Raw genomic sequence first — 17,185 nt, forward strand, 5'->3', positions numbered from 1 at the left:
CGGTCGGGTGCGCGGGCGCGGCATTTTTCCAAGGGGGCAGGCCCCGCCGCAACGGCCATCGTAAGGGAGGACACAGCTCCGCCGGGAGGTCCGCCGCCGCGAAGGCCGGTATCCCCCTCCCCACGAGAACGCGCCAGGCCGCGAGAAGGTGCCGGGAGCCACCGCGAAAATCCCTCGCCCCGCTCTCCGCCGCCCCGCAGACTCGGTTCATGGAGCCTCTGACCCTCACCACCGACCGCCTGGTCCTGCGCCCCTTCGAGCCCTCCGACGCGGCCGCTGTGCACGCCGCCTGTCAGGACCCCGACATCCCGCGCTGGACGAGCGTCCCCTCGCCGTACGGCCTCCAGGACGCGGAGCGGTTCGTCGGCACCGCCTCCTCGGGAGGCTGGCGCGATGACACCGCCTACGGCTTCGCCGTGACCGCGAAGGCCGACGGATCGCTGGTCGGCGCCATGGCCCTGGTCCGCCTCGCCCAGCTGCGCACCCCCGAGCGGCAGGCCGAGCTCGGCTACTGGACCTCCAAGGAACACCGGGGCAAGGGGTACACCGCCGAGGCGGCCCGGACGGTGGCGCGCTGGGCGTTCCGCGAACTCGGGGTGGAGCGCCTGGAGTGGCTCGCGGAGGCCGGCAACCACGGCTCCCGGGCGGTCGCCCGCAAGGTCGGCTTCCAGATGGAGGGCACGCTGCGCGCCCATATGCTGCACGAGGGCACCCGCCGCGACTGCTGGATCGGCTCACTGCTCCCGTCGGACCTGCCCGAGCCGCCCGGCACCGCCCGCACGGCGGCCCGGGACACCACGCCGTACCTCCCGTACCCCGGCTGAGCGGCCCCGCGGCCCCGGTCCCGGCCGCTTCCGGTGGCCCCTGAGCCACCACAAGCCCCCACCGCCGCCGGTCGCCACCGTGCCCGGGGCCATTGTCAGTGCCCGCCCTTAGCCTGTCCCGCATGACCGCCGCGACACAGCTCCAGCCGAAGCCCGTGACCGCCCTCTCCCACGACGACGCCCGGCGCCTGGCGCTGCGGGCGCAGGGCCTGCTGGGTTCCCCGGACCGCCGGGGCGGGGTGCGCGGGGTGCTGCGGCAGCTGGGCGCGGTGCAGCTGGACACGATCTCGGTGCTGGCCCGCTCGCACGAGCTCGTGCCGTACGCCCGGCTCGGCGCGGTCGGCCGCCCGGCGGTCGAGGCCGCCTACTGGGGCGACACCCGCAGCTTCGAGTACTGGTCGCACGCCGCCTGCATCCTGCCCATCGAGGAGTGGCCGCTCTTCGCGTTCCGCCGCCGCGCCTACCGCGCCCGCCAGTCATGGCACCACGACCTGCCGCAGGCGGCGTACGACGCGGTGCTCGCGCAGCTCACGGCGGAGGGACCGCTGACCGCCACGGAACTGGGCGGCGCCAAGAACGGCGGTCCGTGGTGGGACTGGAGCGAGGCGAAAATCGCCGTGGAGCGCGCCCTGATGCTCGGCGAGGTGGTCTGCACGGAGCGCCGGGGCTGGAAGCGGGTGTACGACCTCGCCGAGCGCGCCGTCCCGGAGCCGCTGCGCGCGGACGACCTCGACGACACCGAATGCGTCCGCCGCCTGGTCGCCCAGGCCGGCGCCGCGATGGGCGTGGCCACCCGTGCCGACCTCGCGGATTACCACCGTCTCAAGGGCGAGCAGGTCGACTCCGTCCTCGCGGACTCGGGGCTGCTGCCGGTCGAGGTCGAGGGCTGGTCGAAGCCCGCCTGGGCCGACCCGGCCGCGCTGGCCGCACCGCCCCGCGGCCGGCACCGCACGACCCTGCTCTCGCCGTTCGACTCCCTCATCTGGGACCGGCCGCGCACGGAGCGGATCTTCGGCTTCACCCACCGCCTGGAGGCGTACGTCCCGCGCCCGAAGCGGATACACGGCTATTTCGCGATGCCCCTGCTGGCCGGCGGGCAACTGGTGGGCCGGGTCGATCCGGCCCGCGAGGGCACAACGCTCGTCGCCCGTCAGGTATCCATGGCGGGCCGCAAAGCCGTCCGCCCGATGGCCCGCGCGCTGTACGAGGCCGCCGGCTGGGTCGGCTGCGACACCGTACGGCTGATGCGCTGCGACGACCCAACCCTGGCCACCGCCCTGCGCGCGGAACTCACCGCGATCGGCGGGTGACCGAGGGCACACCGGTGGCCACCGCTCATCCGGCGGTCACCGGATCTCCAGGATCTTCTCCCGCATCGCGTACACCACGGCCTCCATCCGGGAGTGCAGCTGAAGCTTCTCCAGGATGTTGCGGACGTGGTTCTTGACGGTGTTCTCGGAGATGAAGAGTTCCTTGGCGATATCGCGGTTGTTCATCCCCGTGGCGACGAGCTTGAGGACCTCCAGCTCACGGTCGGTGAGCCGGGGCGCGGGCACCAGCCGACGCTCGTCCGTGCGCTGGATCATCGACTTGAACTCCGTCAGAAGCTTGGACGCCATCGACGGGCTGATCTGCGACTGGCCGTCCGCGACGGCCCGGATCGAGGTCGCCACCTCGTCGGTGGAGATCTCCTTGAGGAGGTAGCCGGTGGCCCCCGCCTTGATCGCGTCGTAGAGGTCGGCCTCTTCATCGCTGATCGTCAGCATGATGATCTTCGCGCTGGGGGCCACCTCCTTGATGGAGGTGCACGCCTCGATGCCGCCGCGCCGGGGCATCCGTACGTCCATCAGCACGATGTCGGGCAGCAGATCCGCGGCCTTGTCGACCGCCTCCGCGCCGTCGCCCGCCTCGCCGACGACCTGGATGTCCTCTTCCTGGGCGAGCACGATCTCCAGGCCCCGCCGGAAGAGCGCGTGATCATCCACCACCAGGACCCGGATCGGCTCCTTGCGCGGCACGCCCGCGCCCGCTCCGTCACACCCGGCACCGACCGGGTCGTCGTCCACGTGGTCACGCACGGGCCCGAAGCTGTCCCCCATCGTTCCTCCCCGTCAACTACTCGGCCGAAGGGCCGGAGCTTGGAATAAGGCTGGTTGACAGCAGCCCCGTGCGGCCAGCCCGATCAATGCCATACGACCGTCTCCCCGGCAACTCGCCGTTTCGTGCCCGTGTACTCCCTGGCCGGCACGCACACTATACGGCTTCAACTCCTGCCCTGTGCAGGCACGATGGTGCCCCCGGCGCACGCCGGGGGCACCGGGCGGACAGGTGTCAGCCGCCGAGCGCGCCGCCTGCGCCGCCGGGCTCCTCCTCTCCGAACGAGTCGGAGTTCAGGTGGATGACGCCGTAGTCGTAGGCGTGCCGCCGGTAGACGACACTCGGCTGCTTGGTCTCGGCGTCGACGAAGAGATAGAAGTCGTGACCGACCAACTCCATCTCGTAGAGCGCCTGGTCGAGCGCCATCGGGGCCGCCGCGTGGGTCTTCTCGCGAACGACCAGGGGGCCTTCGCCCTGGACGTCCAGCGAGCCCATCTTCGTGGTCGGCACCTTCTGCTCGCCCGCGCTCTCCGCGGCGAGTTCGCCGTTGGTGTTCAGGCGCGCGACGCCGGGGACGCTGACGGCGACTTCACTCGCCGGGATCCGGCCGTTGCCGCGCCGCGAGTGGCGCTTGTCGTTCTGCTTCCGCAGCACCGCTTCCAGCTTGGCCGTGGCCAGATCGAGCGCGGCGTACGGGTCGGCGGCGGCCGCCTCGGCCCGGACCACCGGGCCACGGGAGCGGAGCGTGATCTCCACTCGGTCGGAACGGTCGGCCTGCCGGGGGTTGGGCTCCTTGGACACTTCAACGTCCAGGCTGATCGCCTTGCCGTCGAGCTTCTGGACTTTCTCCAGCTTCAGCTTCTCGGCCACGTGCTTGCGGAACCGCTCGGGCACCTCGGTCTTGCGGCCCTTGACGACGATGTCCACGCAGAACTCCGTTCCCGGATCGCCCCGCTCAGCGGGCGGAGCGATTCCTTCTTGCACCAGGCTCCGGTGAGTGCCGAAGCCGCGGACTTGGCGACTTTCACCTCCTCCTCCCCCAGGGGCAAGCTCTCCACTCCAGCGTTTCGGGGTTGCTGCAAATACCCCTTAACGCATGCATCACGACATCCGAGGCAAAGCGTCTGCCAAGTCCTCACAACCGAACATAGCTCTCCTGGACGGATGTCGGCACCCCCTCGGGGCCTCCAGCTCCGTTTGGGTGACTTTTCGCCCTCGTTACCTGCAACGATGATTTTTCTCGGTCAGTTCCAGTTGATTTCGAAAGCACTGCGCGGGGCCGCCACCACGGCGGCCCCGGCCACCCGGCCGCCGGCCGCCATGACCGCCCGCGCCGCCTCGGCCAGCGTGGCCCCCGTCGTCACCAGGTCGTCCACCAGCACCGCTGGCGCGGCCGCCAGCGGCCTGTCGGCCCCGCCCCGCATCACCAGGGCACCCGCGACATTCGCCAGCCGCTGCCGGGCGCTCAGCGCCGCCTGATCGGCCACGACCCGGCGCTGCCGCAGCGCCGGGAGCACCCGCACCGCCGCCCCCGCCCGCCGCAGCTCACCGGCGGCCGCCAGCGCGACCCTGCGCACCGGGTCGTGGCCCCGCCCGGCCACCGCTCCGCGGGCCGACGGCACCGGTACGAGCAGCAGCGGCCCACCGCCGGCCCGCAGCCCGCGCACCGCCTCGGCCAGCGTGGCCCCCAGCGGCTCGGCCAGCCACAGCGCACCGCGCTCCTTGTGGGCCAGCAGCACGGCCCGTACCGCATCGGCGTAGACCGCACTGGCCCACACCCGCGGCAGCCCGCCGGGCACCGGCTCCGGCCGCACCCGGCCCGCGCCCCGCCCGCCGCGCGCGAGCGCCAGGCGGCACGCCGCGCACAGCGCCGTACGCGGCCGGCCGCACCCCGCGCAGTCGACCGGCAGCACCAGATCGGCCAGTTCCCGCCACACCCCCCGCATGGCTTTACTCTCCCGCCGCCCGGACCTGGCCACCACCCCTGTGGACGGCGGCGGCTGTGGACAACCCGGGCACCCCGGCCCGGCGCGCCGCACCACGGGCGGAGCAGCGTCACCCCGGATAGACCGGCGCCGACCCTTCCTTGACCACGGTCTTCCAGTTGGCGTCCGGGGGCAACCGCACTATCCCCTCGGTGGCGTCGGCGATCAGCGGCCGGGTCTCGTCCTCCGACGCCGCGACCGCTTTCACGCCGTTGACGCCGGGCAGCGTCTGCGCGCTGGACGCCGAGCCGTCGGTCTCCATGAACCGCATCTGCTGCACCCCGCCGGACTCCCGTCCGACGACCAGCAGCCGGCTGCCGCCCGCCCAGGAGGCGGCCACCACATCCTCCAACTGCGGCGCGATGGGTCGCAGTTCCCGCACCGACAGCACCGGATGCGCCGACGGGCCGCCGCGCTCGACCCGGCCGAGCTGGAGCGTCGTATGCCCCTTGTCCTCCACCAGCATCGCGATCCGGATGCCGTCCGCGGCGACCCTGATCGCCTTGATCCGCCGGTCGCCGAGGCCGGGCACCGCGACCTCCTCCGGATCGCCCTTGCCCTCGCGCATCCGCAGCAGTCGCGAACCCTGCGCACCGCGGTCCGCGACCCACAGATCACCCAGCCCGTCCCAGCTCGGCGCGCTCAGCCCGTCCTCCGGCTTCGTGGACGCGCTCGCGCTGGTCACAAGCGGACCGCCGCGTTCGGTGCCGTCCTCCAGGGCCGCCACGTACAGCGACCGGCCGTCGCTCGACACCCCGGCCGCGGTGGTCTCGGCGCGCGAGATGGCGACCGAGCGCAGCGAGGTCTTCCCCGTGCCGAACGGCCCGCGCACCGGCGCCGGCTTGGTCGCGAAGTCCGACATGGTGACGACCTTGTGGCCGGCGTCGATGAAGTACTCCTTGGCCGAGTGCCCGGAGTGCCGGGCCTGGGTGAAGTCACGGTCGGCCTGATCCTGGGTCAGCGCGCACAGCGAGTTGCCGCTGTCGTCCTGCAACTCCACCTCGCTGATCTTCGACGCCCGGGTCATGTCCTGGACGGTGAAGAAGAGTTGCGCCGCCATCCTTTTGCACTGGGCGATGCCGGTGACCGCCTGTCTGCTGAGCTTCACCCGCAGCGCGTTGGTGTCGTCCAGCGCCAGATCGCGCGCGGCGAGCCGGGTGCCGGGCGGGAACGCCGAGGACGTCACCTGGTTCAGCCAGTCGGTGGGCCCGGCCAGCAGCGCCTCCACACTGGCCGTGACCGGCTCTATCCGCTGCCGCAGATAGACCGGGTCGGCGACGAGGACGTTCTTGCCGGCGTTCGGCTGCTGCGACTCCGACTGGTAGGACGCGAAGTAGTACTTGTTGACGGAGCGGTAGATGCGCTGGAAGTCGGACAGCCCGAGCACCAGCCCGTCCGGCAGCCGGTCGATGCGCCACTGGTCCCCCTCCTTGATGAGGTGGATCGTCTGGTGGTACGGCTTCTCCTGCGGCGTGTAGGCGTGGTTGGCGCCGACCGTCGCCACCTGGCTGCCGGAGAGCGTGACCGTGTAGCCGTTCGCGTCCTCGCGGCTGGGCTGCGCCGTAGGCTCGGGCTTCGGGCGCTCCTGAAGCACGTTGGTGACCAGGAACGGCCGCCAGGTCCGCTTCGCCGACTTGGCCAGATACTGGCTGGCCGTACGGAAGTCCGCCTCGTCGCTGGTCGTCGCGTCGAGGAAGCTGCGGACGATGTTGGTCGGCTGCGCACCGTCCTGCGGGGGCACGCCGTAGACCCGCACCTGCGAATCGCCGTCGGAGCGCGGCGACTGGTCGACGGCCTTGACGTCCCCGCTGTCCGGCATCGACGCGCACCCGGCGAGCAGCAGCCCCGCGCAGCTGAACAGCGCGGATTTCCGCACCACGCGGGCCCGGCCCCGGGCCGTGGCCCCGCCCCGTGTACGGGCACGGAGCCATCCCCGCACTCCGCTCCCGCCTCCACGCTCAGCGTCCACGCAGCTCGCCCTCCCGGTCCGCATCCTGTCCGGCCTCCGGCCCCGCACCGTCCCGGACCGGTCCGTCGGCGCGCACCCCCGGGCCGCGCGCCGCCTCCCCGCTCCGCACGCCCCCGCTGCCGCCACGCCGCGCCACCGGACCGGCAGCCGGCCCGTCCGCGACGGCTGTCTCCGCTGCGGACGTCTCCGCGGCGCGCGGCCCGGCCTCGACCGGGGCGGGCCCAGGGCCCGTACCAGTGCGCGGCAGCCCCGCCGCACCCAGTCCGCGGTTGCGCCGCGAGTCCTCCGGCTCCAGCGGTATCGGCGAGCCCCGCAGCGGCTCCCCGGCCGTCCGCGGCAGCGTCAGCCGGAACTGCGAACCGCCGCCCGGTTCACCCCACGCCTGCAACCAGCCGCCGTGCAGCCGGGCGTCCTCGACGGCGATGGACAGGCCCAGGCCCGTACCGCCCGTCGTACGGGCCCGCGCCGGGTCCGCGCGCCAGAAACGGTTGAAGACGCGTGTCGCCTCACCGGGTTTGAGCCCGACGCCGTAATCACGCACCGCGACGGCCACCGCGCCGCCGCTCCGGCCGCCGGCGGACGCCAGCCGCACCACCACGTCCCGGCCCTCGCCGTGTTCGACGGCGTTGACGACGAGGTTGCGCAGCACCCGCTCCACCCGCCGGGGATCGGCCTCGGCGATCACCGGCTGCTCACCGCCGCGCACCATGATGCGGGTGCCCTTGCGCTCGGCCAGCGGCTCGGCGCCCTCGATGACGCGGTGCACGACGTCGCGCAGGTCTATCGGTTCGGCCTCCAGCGCCGCCGCGCCCGCGTCGAACCGGCTGATCTCCAGCAGCTCGGCGAGCAGCGACTCGAAGCGGTCGAGCTGTCCGCTCAGCAGCTCCGCGGAGCGCGCGGTGGTCGGGTCGAAGTCGTCGCGCGCCTCGTGGATGACTTCGGCCGCCATCCGGACGGTGGTCAGCGGCGTCCGCAGTTCGTGCGAGACATCGGAGACGAAACGGCGCTGCATCCGGGACAGTTCCTCCAGCTGCTGGATCTTGACCTGGAGGTTCTGCGCCATCTTGTTGAAGGATTCGCCGAGCCGCGCGATGTCGTCCTCGCCGGTGACCTTCATCCGCTCCTGGAGGAGCCCCGCGGCCAGCCGCTCGGAGATCCCCGCGGCCATTCGTACGGGCGTGACGACCTGCCGCACGACCAGCCAGGCGATCGCGCCGAGCAGCACCACGACGAACACCCCGGCCGTCGCGAGCGTCGTCGTCACCAGCTTCAGCGACTCCTCTTCCTGGTTGAACGGGAAGAGGTAATAGAGCTGGTACTGATTGCTGTTCACATCGTTGAGCCGCTTGCCGATGATGATCGCCGGCACGCCCTCGTTGGACCCGATGCGCTTGATCTGCGTGTACTCGCGGAACGTGCCGGTCTTGGTGTCCAGCTTCCGGCGCAGATCGGCGGGCACGCTGCGCTCGGGATCGACGTCCCCGGAGGCGCGCGGGCCCCGGGTGCCGGGGCTGGCGTCGCCGAACGGCTCGTCGGAGTCCGAGCTGAGCGCCACGACGGAGAAGACGCCCTGCCCGCCACTGGCGAGCTGCTCGACCACGCTGGTCAGCCAGGTCGCGGAGTCCTGGGTGCCACGGTTTCCGGTCCGGGTGCTGTCGTCGGTGCGGGCGTCGCCGGCGCCGTCGGCCAGCTTCTGGGCGGACGCGAAGCCGCCCACGGCCTGGCTCTGCGCGGCCTGCGCCTTGGCGGTGAGCAGGCCGTTACGGACCTGTCCGACAACCACGACACCGAGCAGCAGCACCACGGCCAGCGACATCAGCAGGGTCGTCGCGACCACCCTGAGCTGGATGTTGCGCCGCCACAGCCGCAGGGCGGACAGCAGCGGCCGCCGCACCCAGCGGCTGAAGAGCCGCAGCAGCGGGTGGACGGGCCCGCTGACCGCGCCATCGGGCAGCAGTTGGCCACCCCGCAGCAGCCGGGCGGACAACCTCCCCGAGAAAGACATTTCGTCCTGCGGGCCGGCGGTACGCCCCCGCTTTCCTTCCGGGGCCGCACCGTCCCGGCTCATCTCAGCTGGGTCCGGCCTTGTAGCCGACTCCGCGGACGGTCACCACGATCTCCGGCCGCTCCGGGTCCTTCTCGACCTTGGAACGGAGCCGCTGCACATGGACGTTGACCAGCCTGGTGTCGGCGGCATGCCGATAACCCCAGACCTGCTCCAGCAACACCTCACGCGTGAACACCTGCCACGGCTTGCGCGCCAGCGCCACCAGCAGGTCGAACTCCAGCGGGGTCAGCGCGATCGACTGCCCGTCGCGCTTGACCGAGTGGCCCGCCACATCGATGACGAGGTCACCTATGGCCAGTTGCTCGGGCGCCGGCTCCTCCGAGCGCCGCAGTCGGGCCCGGATCCGGGCCACCAGTTCCTTCGGCTTGAACGGCTTGACGATGTAGTCGTCCGCGCCCGATTCGAGCCCGACCACCACATCCACCGTGTCGCTCTTGGCGGTCAGCATGACGATCGGCACCCCGGACTCGGCCCTGATCAGCCTGCACACCTCGATGCCGTCCCGGCCGGGCAGCATCAGGTCGAGCAGGACAAGATCGGGCTTGGTCTCGCGGAAGGCGGCGAGCGCCTTGTCGCCGTCCGACACGAACGACGGTTCAAAGCCTTCGCCACGCAGCACGATGCCGAGCATCTCTGCCAGTGCGTGGTCGTCGTCGACGACCAGGACGCGTCCCTTCATTCGGCCATCATCCCATTACCTGATCGTGACTTACTCCATCGTGACGTGGAACACATGACTGCCAGCCCGTCCCGGGTGACCGGCGACACCACCCCGGCCTCCGTCACGATCGCCGTCACCAGCTCCGGCGGCGTGACGTCGAAGGCCGGGTTGTACGCCTGCGCGCCCAGCGGCGCCACCGCCGTTCCGGCGCCCGCCTCCGTCCCGGCCCCTCGCACGTACGGCACCGGAAACTCCGTCACCTCATGGCCCGGCCGCTGCTCCACCTCTATGTCCGCCCCCTCCTCCGTCGCCAGATCCACCGTGCTGGTCGGCGCCACCACCACGAACGGAATGTGGTGATACCCGGCCAGAACCGCCAGCGGATAGCTACCCACTTTGTTGGCCACCGCCCCGTCCGCCGCGATCCGATCCGCACCGATCAGCACGGCGTCCACCTCCCCCGCGGCGAACAGCGAACCCGCCGCCCCGTCCGCCAGCACGGTGTACGGCATGCCCGTACGCGCCGCCTCGTAGGCGGTCAGCCGGGCCCCCTGCAACAACGGCCGTGTCTCGTCCACCCACAGCCGCCGCAGATCACCGGCCCGGTGCGCGGCCAGCGCCACCGCCAGGGCGGTCCCCTCACCCCCGGACACCAGCGCACCTGTATTGCAGTGCGTGAGAATCCGATGGCCGCCACCCGGCAGCAGCTCACCCAGCAACGCCAGACCGTGCGCCGCCATCCGCTTACTGGCCTCGGCATCCTCCGCGTGTACGGCGCGCGCCTCGGCCAGCGCCGCCGCAGCGGCCGCCTCGGCCCCGGCCCCGCCGCCGGCCGCCGCACGGTACGCGGCGGCTGCCCGGCGCACCCCGTACCCCAGATTGACCGCGGTCGGCCGGGCATGCGCCAGCGTCTCCGCCGCGTCGTCCACGTCGAACCCCCGCGCCGCGGCCAGTGCGACGCCGTACGCACCCGCGATGCCCAGCAGCGGAGCCCCGCGCACGGCCAGCGTCCGGATCGCCTGCACCAGCGCCGGCACGTCCGTACAGACCAGTTCGGCCTCCTCCGCGGGCAGCCTCGTCTGGTCGAGAAGCACCAGTACGGGCCCCTCGGGTAGCTCCTCCCAGCGCAGTGACGGGACTGCGAGCGACTCGGCGCCCGCCTCGAATACCTCGTGCTGATCGGCCATCCGCCCAGTCTGCCGCCGAAACCACCGCGAACAGAAGGTGCCTTACCGCTCAGGGCACGGGCACGCAGCGCGACACGCCATGACACGATGGCTGACACCGCGGACCCCGGACCCCGGTCGCCGCGGCGACCGGGCAGCAAGAAGGAGCGACGATGAACAACTCTCCGGGCTGGGCCTCGCCCGGATCCGCCCCCTCCGACGAGCCGGACCGCGGCGCCAAGGAGCAGCCCACCCAGCCACCCGGCCCGGAAGACCGGCCGGCCTCCGCCGAGCAGCCGCCTCCCCCGAACTGGTCCACGCACCAGCCGCCCGCCGGCCAGTGGTCGGCCCCCGCCCGCATTCCCGGCCAGAGCGGCCCCGGCAACCGCGAGCGCGCCGCCTCCGGCCAGGGCGGCCCGCCCGGCCCCGGCCATCAGCCCGGGTGGGGTGGCGGCCCCGGGTGGGGTGGCGGCTGGACCCAGGCACCGCAGGCCGCCAAGCCGGGCGTCATCCCCCTGCGTCCGCTCGGCGTCGGCGAGATCCTCGACGGCGCGGTCTCGACCATGCGCGCCCACTGGCGCGCCGTGCTCTCCATCGCACTGCTCGTCGCGGTCGTCTCGCAGACCGCCGTCACCCTCGTCACCACAGTGTGGTTCCCGAGCGTCGGCCGCTTGCCCTCCATGGAGAACGGCGCCGACCTCCGGCCGGGCGATGTTCTGCACGAAATGGGCATTGCGCTCGCCGGCTCCGGCGTCACCTGGCTCATCAGGCTGCTCGCCACCCTCATCGCCACCGGGCTGCTCACCATGATCGTCAGCCGCGCCGTCCTCGGCCGTTCGGCGACCACCGCGGAAGCCTGGCGGGACGCCCGCGGCCAGCTCCCGCGCCTCCTCGGCCTGCTTCTCCTGCTCCCCGTGATCATCGGGGCCGTCACGGTGATCGGCCTCGCCCCCGGCTTCATCCTGGCCGTTCTGACCCCGTCGCCCGTCGCTGTGATCCTCGCCCTCCTGGGCGGACTGGCGGCCATCGCCGTCAGCATCTGGCTGTGGGTCCGCTACAGCCTCGCCGCCCCCGCGCTGATGCTGGAGAAGCAGGGCGTCATCACGTCCATGCAGCGCTCCGCCAAGCTCGTACGCGGCTCCTGGTGGCGAGTGCTGGGCATCCAGCTCCTTGCGTACATCCTGATCTTCGTCGTCGAGCTCATCGTCCAGATCCCCGCCACCTTCGTCGCCGTCCTCTTCGGCGGCGAGAGCCTCACCGACTGGGCGAACGGCACCGGCTCCGACACCGGCTGGACGTTCCTGATCGTGCTGGGCATCGGCGCCGTCATCAGTTCCGCCGTCACCCTCCCGATCAGCGCCGGCGTCACCGCGCTCCTCTACATGGACCAGCGCATCCGCCGCGAGGCACTCGACCTCGAACTCGCCCGCGCCGCCGGCCTCCCCGGCTACGGCACGAGCACTCCCGCCGCGCCCCCCACCGCCCCCGGCGGCACCGGCACGCCCGACAGCCCCCACACCCCCGCGGAGGGCCCCGGGCAGCAGCCCACCGACACCGCGCCGGGAAGCTGATGCGGTGACCACGGCGGGGAGCACGACCGCACTCGGACGCCCGACAGCGCGCTCCGGCGACGACATACCGGTGAGGATCCCGCGCGTCCCCGCCCGCGAGGCGGCGGAGCGCGAACTGTCCGACCCGCGGTACCACCAGCACGATCCCAGCCCGTTCCAGCGGGCCCTGAGCTGGTTCTGGGAACGCGTCGACGAGCTGTTCCGCGCGGCCGCCGGGGTCACACCGGGCGGCTGGATCGGGCTCCTCGCCATCGCCGCCTTCGTCCTGCTGCTCATCGTCGCCCTCCGACTGCGGCTCGGCGCGATACGCCGTACCCCGACCACCAGCGGCGCACTCTTCGCCGACACCCCCCGCACCGCCGCCGAACACCGGTCGGCCGCGGACCGGCACGCCGCAACGGGCCACTGGAGCCAGGCCGTCCAGGAACGCATGCGCGCCCTCGTCCTCACCCTCGAAGAACGGGCTCTGCTCACCCCCGGCCCGGGGCGCACCGCCGACGAGGCCGCCACCGAAGCCGGCCGGACACTGCCCGCCCATGCCGGCCGGCTGCGCACCGCGGCCCGCACCTTCGACGACGTCACATACGGCGGACGCTCCGCAACGGAGCCGGAGTACGCCTTCGTGAGCGCCCTCGACACCGAGGTACAGCACGCCAAACCCCACCTGGTCACCGCCCGGCCCGGGAGCCGCGGATGACCACGGCCGCCACGGATCCCACCTCGCTCTCCCCGACCGCCCGCCGCCTGTGGACCCGGTCCCGGGGGCTGCTGCTCGCGCTCCTCCTGCTCGTCGTCACCGGTGTGGTGCTCGCGGCCCTGCAATCCGGCGAGCGGCACGGCCGGCTCGATCCCCGCTCCCCGGACCGGGCCGGCAGCCTGGCGCTCGCCCAACTGCTCACCGCCCACGGCATCACCACCCAGGTCGCCACCACCGTCGAGGAAGCCGCAGCGGCTGCCGGCCCGCACACTACCCTCCTCATCACCGACCCTGACCTCCTGACCGCACGACAGCTGACCGGTCTGCGGACCGCGACCGCCCACACCGCCGGCCGCACCGTCCTGCTCGCCCCCGGCCCCACCGCCCTCGATGCCTTCGCACCGGGCGTACGGGCCGAATCCAAGGTCGGTGTCTCGACGCGCCGGCCCTCCTGCGCGCTGCCCGCCGCCCGCCGCGCCGGCGGCGCCCTGATGGGCGGCCTGCGCTACGCGAAGCCCGACGGCACCGCCGACCGCTGCTACTCCAGCGGCGGCCTGCCCACTCTGCTGCGCCTGCCGGCCCCGGACACCGGCCGCGACACCGTGCTCCTCGGCGCTCCCGACTTCCTGTTCAACCACCGCCTCGCCGAGCGCGGCAACGCCTCGCTGGCCCTTCAGCTCCTCGGTGCTCATCACCATGTGGTCTGGTACCTCCCCTCTGTCAGCGACCCCTCGTCCGCCCCTGCCGAGCAGCACGGATTCCTGGACCTCATCCCCTCCGGCTGGCGCTGGGGGCTGCTCCAACTCGCCTTCGCCGCCACGTTCGCGGCCCTGTGGCGCGCCCGCCGGCTCGGTCCGCTCGTGACCGAACGTCTCCCCGTCACCGTCCCGGCCGCCGAGACCACCGAGGGCCATGCCCGCCTCTACGAACAGGCCGGCGCCCGCGACCGGGCTTCGACCGTCCTGCGCTCCGCGACCCGCACCCGGATCGCGCCCCTCATCGGCGTGCCCCCCGCACACGCCCACACCCCCGACGTCCTCCTCCCGGCCGTCCACGCCCACCTGACCGCCGCCCCCGGCACCGGACCCGGCCTCCACGCCCTGCTCTTCGGCCCGGCACCCGCGGACGACAAGGCTCTGGTGCACCTGGCCGACCAACTCGACGCACTCGAAACCTCGATCGTTTCCCAAGAGAGGCACGCCCCTCGTGAGCACCCCGACCGCTGACAGCGCCCGAGCCTCGCTGGAGGCCCTGCGCACCGAGATCTCCAAAGCCGTCGTAGGCCAGGACCCCGCCGTCACCGGCTTGGTCGTCGCGCTGCTCTGCCGCGGGCACGTGCTCCTCGAAGGCGTCCCGGGCGTCGCCAAGACCCTGCTCGTACGCGCCCTGTCGGCCGCTCTCGAACTCGACACCAAGCGCGTTCAGTTCACCCCCGATCTGATGCCGAGCGACGTCACCGGTTCCCTGGTCTACGACGCCCGCAGCGCCGAATTCTCCTTCCAGCCGGGCCCTGTCTTCACCAACCTCCTTCTCGCCGACGAGATCAACCGCACGCCCCCCAAGACCCAGGCGTCCCTGCTCGAAGCCATGGAGGAGCGCCAGGTGACCGTCGATGGCACCCCTCGTCCGCTCCCCGACCCGTTCCTCGTCGCCGCCACCCAGAACCCTGTGGAGTACGAGGGCACGTATCCGCTCCCCGAGGCCCAACTCGACCGCTTCCTGCTGAAGCTGACGGTGCCGCTACCCGCCCGGCAGGACGAGATCGACATCCTCACCCGCCACGCGGACGGCTTCAGCCCACGCGACCTGGACGCCGCGGGTCTCCGCCCCGTCGCCTCGGCCGCCGACCTCGATGCGGCCCGAGCCGCGGTCGCCAAGACCACCGTCTCCCCCGAGGTCACCAGCTACATAGTCGATATCTGCCGTGCCACCCGCGAATCCCCCTCACTCTCCCTCGGTGTATCCCCCCGAGGAGCCACTGCCCTGCTCTCCACATCCCGGGCCTGGGCCTGGCTGACCGGCCGCGACTACGTCACTCCTGACGACGTCAAGGCCCTCGCTCTCCCCACGCTCCGACACCGCGTCCAGCTCCGCCCCGAAGCGGAGATGGAGGGAGTCAGCGCGGACTCCGTGATCAACGCCGTGCTCGCCCACCTCCCCGTCCCCCGCTGAGACGACGCCGTGGCCCTGACCGGACGCACCGCCCTCATCTCCGCACTCGGAGCCCTCTTCGTCGGCTTCGTCCTTCCCAGCTGGCTTGGCCTCCTCACCGTCCAACTCGCCCTGCTGATAGGAATTTTGTGCGATCTGGCCCTCGCCGCGCCAGTGCGAAAGCTCCAGTTCACCCGATCCGGTGAAACAACCGTTCGACTATCTGGTGAAGCCCACACGCACCTCACCATCACCAACCCGGACCGCCGTACACTGCGCGCCCAGATCCGCGACGCCTGGCCCCCCAGCTCCTTCCAGCCTGGCTCGGATCTCCCCCGTTCCCGCCACATCGTGCGCATCCCCGGCGCCGAACGCCGGCGCCTGACGACCACGCTCCACCCCACCCGGCGCGGCGATCACCACGCCGTCCGCGTCACGGTCCGCTCGTACGGCCCACTCGGCCTGGCAGCCCGCCAGGGCAGCCACCGGATCCCCTGGACCCTGCGCGTCCTGCCTCCCTTCACCAGCCGCAAGCATCTGCCCGCCAAGCTCGCCCGGCTCCGCGAACTCGACGGCCGCACCAGCATCCTGACCCGCGGCGAGGGCACCGAATTCGACAGCCTCCGCGACTACGTCCCCGGCGACGACACCCGTTCCATCGACTGGCGGGCCACCGCCCGTCGGCAGACCCTCGCCGTCCGCACCTGGCGCCCCGAACGCGACCGCCGCATCCTGCTGGTCCTGGAGACCGGCCGCACCTCGGCCGGCCGCGTCGGTGACATCCCCCGCCTCGATGCCTCCATGGACGCGGCCCTGCTGCTCGCGGCCCTCGCTGCCCGCGCCGGCGACCACGTGGACCTGCTCGCCTACGACCGCCGCGTACGAGCCTCTGTCCAGGGCCGCACCGCCCGCGATCTTCTCCCGGCGCTCACCGACGCCCTCGCGCCCCTCGAACCCGAACTCGTCGAGGCGGACGCCCGTGGCCTGGCCGCCGCAATCCGCCGCCGCACCCCGCGCCGGTCCCTCATCGTTCTCTTCACCGGCCTCGACGCGGCCCCCGTGGAAGAGGCCCTGCTGCCGGTCCTCCCCGGCCTCACCCAGCGCAACGAACTCATCGTCGCGGCCGTGGCCGACCCCCGTATCGAGGAAATGGCTGCCGGCCGCCACACCCCCCAGGCCGTCTACGCAGCCGCTGCCGCGGAGCAGACCCGCGCCGCACGCCGCCGCACCGCTGACCGCCTCCGCCACCACGGCGTCACGGTCATCGATTCCACCCCCGCCTGCCTGGCCCCCGACCTGGCCGACGCCTACCTCTCCCTGAAGTCCACCGGCCGCCTCTAACAGCGCTCCCACAGACACCACAAGGCGACACAGCAGCCCCTGTTACCCCTGGACCTGGCGGAACGACCAGCGCCCGAGCCCCGAAACAGGCATCCGACCCGCACAGTCCGGCCCTACCCCCTCCGCTTCCCGGAGATTTTCCTCTGTCGCCCCCACCGCCTATTACAACCGCCGCTGCGCTACGACTGCCGGTACGACCACCGACAACGATCGGCACCCAGGTCCAGAGAGTTCTACGCACCGGTCTACAGAGACGACGGCAAAGCTGCCGGGCCTACTCCACGACCCACAACTATCCTGGAACGCAAAAATGCCTCGTTCCCCAAGACGAAACTCGGGGAACGAGGCATTCTTTCAAAAATGAAACAAAAAAGCTCCGGTCCCTGAACCAAAAGGTTCAAGGACCGGAGCTGAAAATTTGTTCGGCGGCGTCCTACTCTCCCACAGAGTCCCCTCTGCAGTACCATCGGCGCTGAAAGGCTTAGCTTCCGGGTTCGAAATGTAACCGGGCGTTTCCCTAACGCAATAACCACCGAAACACTATGAAGTTAACCAACCCGGCAACACACAGGTCGTTACTTCAGAACCTACACAGTGGACGCGAGCAACTGAGGACAAGCCCTCGGCCTATTAGTACCAGTCAACTCCAACCGTT

Annotated in this window: 14 protein-coding genes and 1 rRNA gene; 7 read left to right on the forward strand and 8 right to left on the reverse strand. The window is 72.0% G+C overall.

The genetic code is table 11. From position 1 onward, the window contains the following. Positions 1-209 precede the first annotated feature (209 nt). Entirely contained in the window at positions 210-824 is a 615-nt protein-coding gene (locus ACLJWH_RS32090; RefSeq protein ID WP_411145267.1) for a GNAT family N-acetyltransferase, read from the forward strand. A 122-nt stretch (positions 825-946) separates the two neighbouring features. Further along, entirely contained in the window at positions 947-2,134 is a 1,188-nt protein-coding gene (locus ACLJWH_RS32095) for a winged helix-turn-helix domain-containing protein (RefSeq protein ID WP_411145268.1), read from the forward strand. A gap of 36 nt (positions 2,135-2,170) precedes the next feature. Here the strand turns inward: ACLJWH_RS32095 and ACLJWH_RS32100 are convergent, their stop codons facing one another. The 7 genes from ACLJWH_RS32100 to mtnA form a co-directional block, all read right to left on the reverse strand. Next, positions 2,171-2,923, reverse strand: a complete 753-nt coding sequence (locus ACLJWH_RS32100) for a response regulator (protein ID WP_411145269.1) — start codon at positions 2,921-2,923, stop codon at positions 2,171-2,173. A 232-nt stretch (positions 2,924-3,155) separates the two neighbouring features. Further along, entirely contained in the window at positions 3,156-3,848 is a 693-nt protein-coding gene (gene hpf, locus ACLJWH_RS32105) for a ribosome hibernation-promoting factor, HPF/YfiA family (protein ID WP_411145270.1), read from the reverse strand. 317 nt (positions 3,849-4,165) lie between these two features. Further along, positions 4,166-4,867, reverse strand: a complete 702-nt coding sequence (locus ACLJWH_RS32110) for a ComF family protein (protein ID WP_411145271.1) — start codon at positions 4,865-4,867, stop codon at positions 4,166-4,168. Positions 4,868-4,976: 109 nt separating this feature from the next. Then, the gene (locus ACLJWH_RS32115; RefSeq protein WP_411145272.1) at positions 4,977-6,899 is read right to left on the reverse strand and encodes an LpqB family beta-propeller domain-containing protein; all 1,923 of its coding nucleotides are present in this window, start codon (positions 6,897-6,899) and stop codon (positions 4,977-4,979) included. Then, complete coding sequence (mtrB, locus tag ACLJWH_RS32120) at positions 6,865-8,943, reverse strand: MtrAB system histidine kinase MtrB (RefSeq protein WP_411145273.1); 2,079 nt, start codon at positions 8,941-8,943, stop codon at positions 6,865-6,867. Before mtrB ends, ACLJWH_RS32115 begins: the two co-directional genes overlap by 35 nt. Before the next feature lies 1 nt (position 8,944). Beyond that, a complete protein-coding gene (gene mtrA / locus ACLJWH_RS32125) occupies positions 8,945-9,622 on the reverse strand; it encodes a two-component system response regulator MtrA (protein WP_411145274.1) in 678 nt (225 codons plus the stop codon). Beyond that, positions 9,619-10,791 (reverse strand): S-methyl-5-thioribose-1-phosphate isomerase, encoded by a 1,173-nt coding sequence (gene mtnA / locus ACLJWH_RS32130; RefSeq protein ID WP_411145275.1) that lies wholly within the window; start codon positions 10,789-10,791, stop codon positions 9,619-9,621. Before mtnA ends, mtrA begins: the two co-directional genes overlap by 4 nt. A gap of 152 nt (positions 10,792-10,943) precedes the next feature. Between mtnA and ACLJWH_RS32135 the strand changes: the two genes are divergently transcribed. From ACLJWH_RS32135 to ACLJWH_RS32155, 5 genes are read left to right on the forward strand one after another with little or no spacing between them, the layout of a single operon-like run. After that, positions 10,944-12,341 (forward strand): hypothetical protein, encoded by a 1,398-nt coding sequence (locus tag ACLJWH_RS32135; protein ID WP_411145276.1) that lies wholly within the window; start codon positions 10,944-10,946, stop codon positions 12,339-12,341. A 4-nt stretch (positions 12,342-12,345) separates the two neighbouring features. After that, a complete protein-coding gene (locus ACLJWH_RS32140; protein WP_411145277.1) occupies positions 12,346-13,038 on the forward strand; it encodes a DUF4129 domain-containing protein in 693 nt (230 codons plus the stop codon). Next, the gene (locus ACLJWH_RS32145) at positions 13,035-14,264 is read left to right on the forward strand and encodes a DUF4350 domain-containing protein (protein ID WP_411145278.1); all 1,230 of its coding nucleotides are present in this window, start codon (positions 13,035-13,037) and stop codon (positions 14,262-14,264) included. Before ACLJWH_RS32140 ends, ACLJWH_RS32145 begins: the two co-directional genes overlap by 4 nt. Then, entirely contained in the window at positions 14,245-15,210 is a 966-nt protein-coding gene (locus ACLJWH_RS32150; RefSeq protein ID WP_411145279.1) for an AAA family ATPase, read from the forward strand. The genes ACLJWH_RS32145 and ACLJWH_RS32150 overlap by 20 nt, the downstream gene beginning before the upstream one ends. 9 nt (positions 15,211-15,219) lie before the next feature. Next, positions 15,220-16,530 carry a DUF58 domain-containing protein gene (locus ACLJWH_RS32155; RefSeq protein ID WP_411145280.1) on the forward strand — a complete coding sequence of 437 codons (1,311 nt, stop codon included), beginning with the start codon at positions 15,220-15,222 and terminating at the stop codon, positions 16,528-16,530. A gap of 420 nt (positions 16,531-16,950) precedes the next feature. Here the strand turns inward: ACLJWH_RS32155 and rrf are convergent. Next, positions 16,951-17,067 (reverse strand): 5S ribosomal RNA (gene rrf, locus ACLJWH_RS32160). Positions 17,068-17,185: the final 118 nt, after the last annotated feature.

It is taken from the genome of Streptomyces sp. x-80 (assembly GCF_046549095.1).
Lineage (GTDB): Bacteria > Actinomycetota > Actinomycetes > Streptomycetales > Streptomycetaceae > Streptomyces > Streptomyces celluloflavus.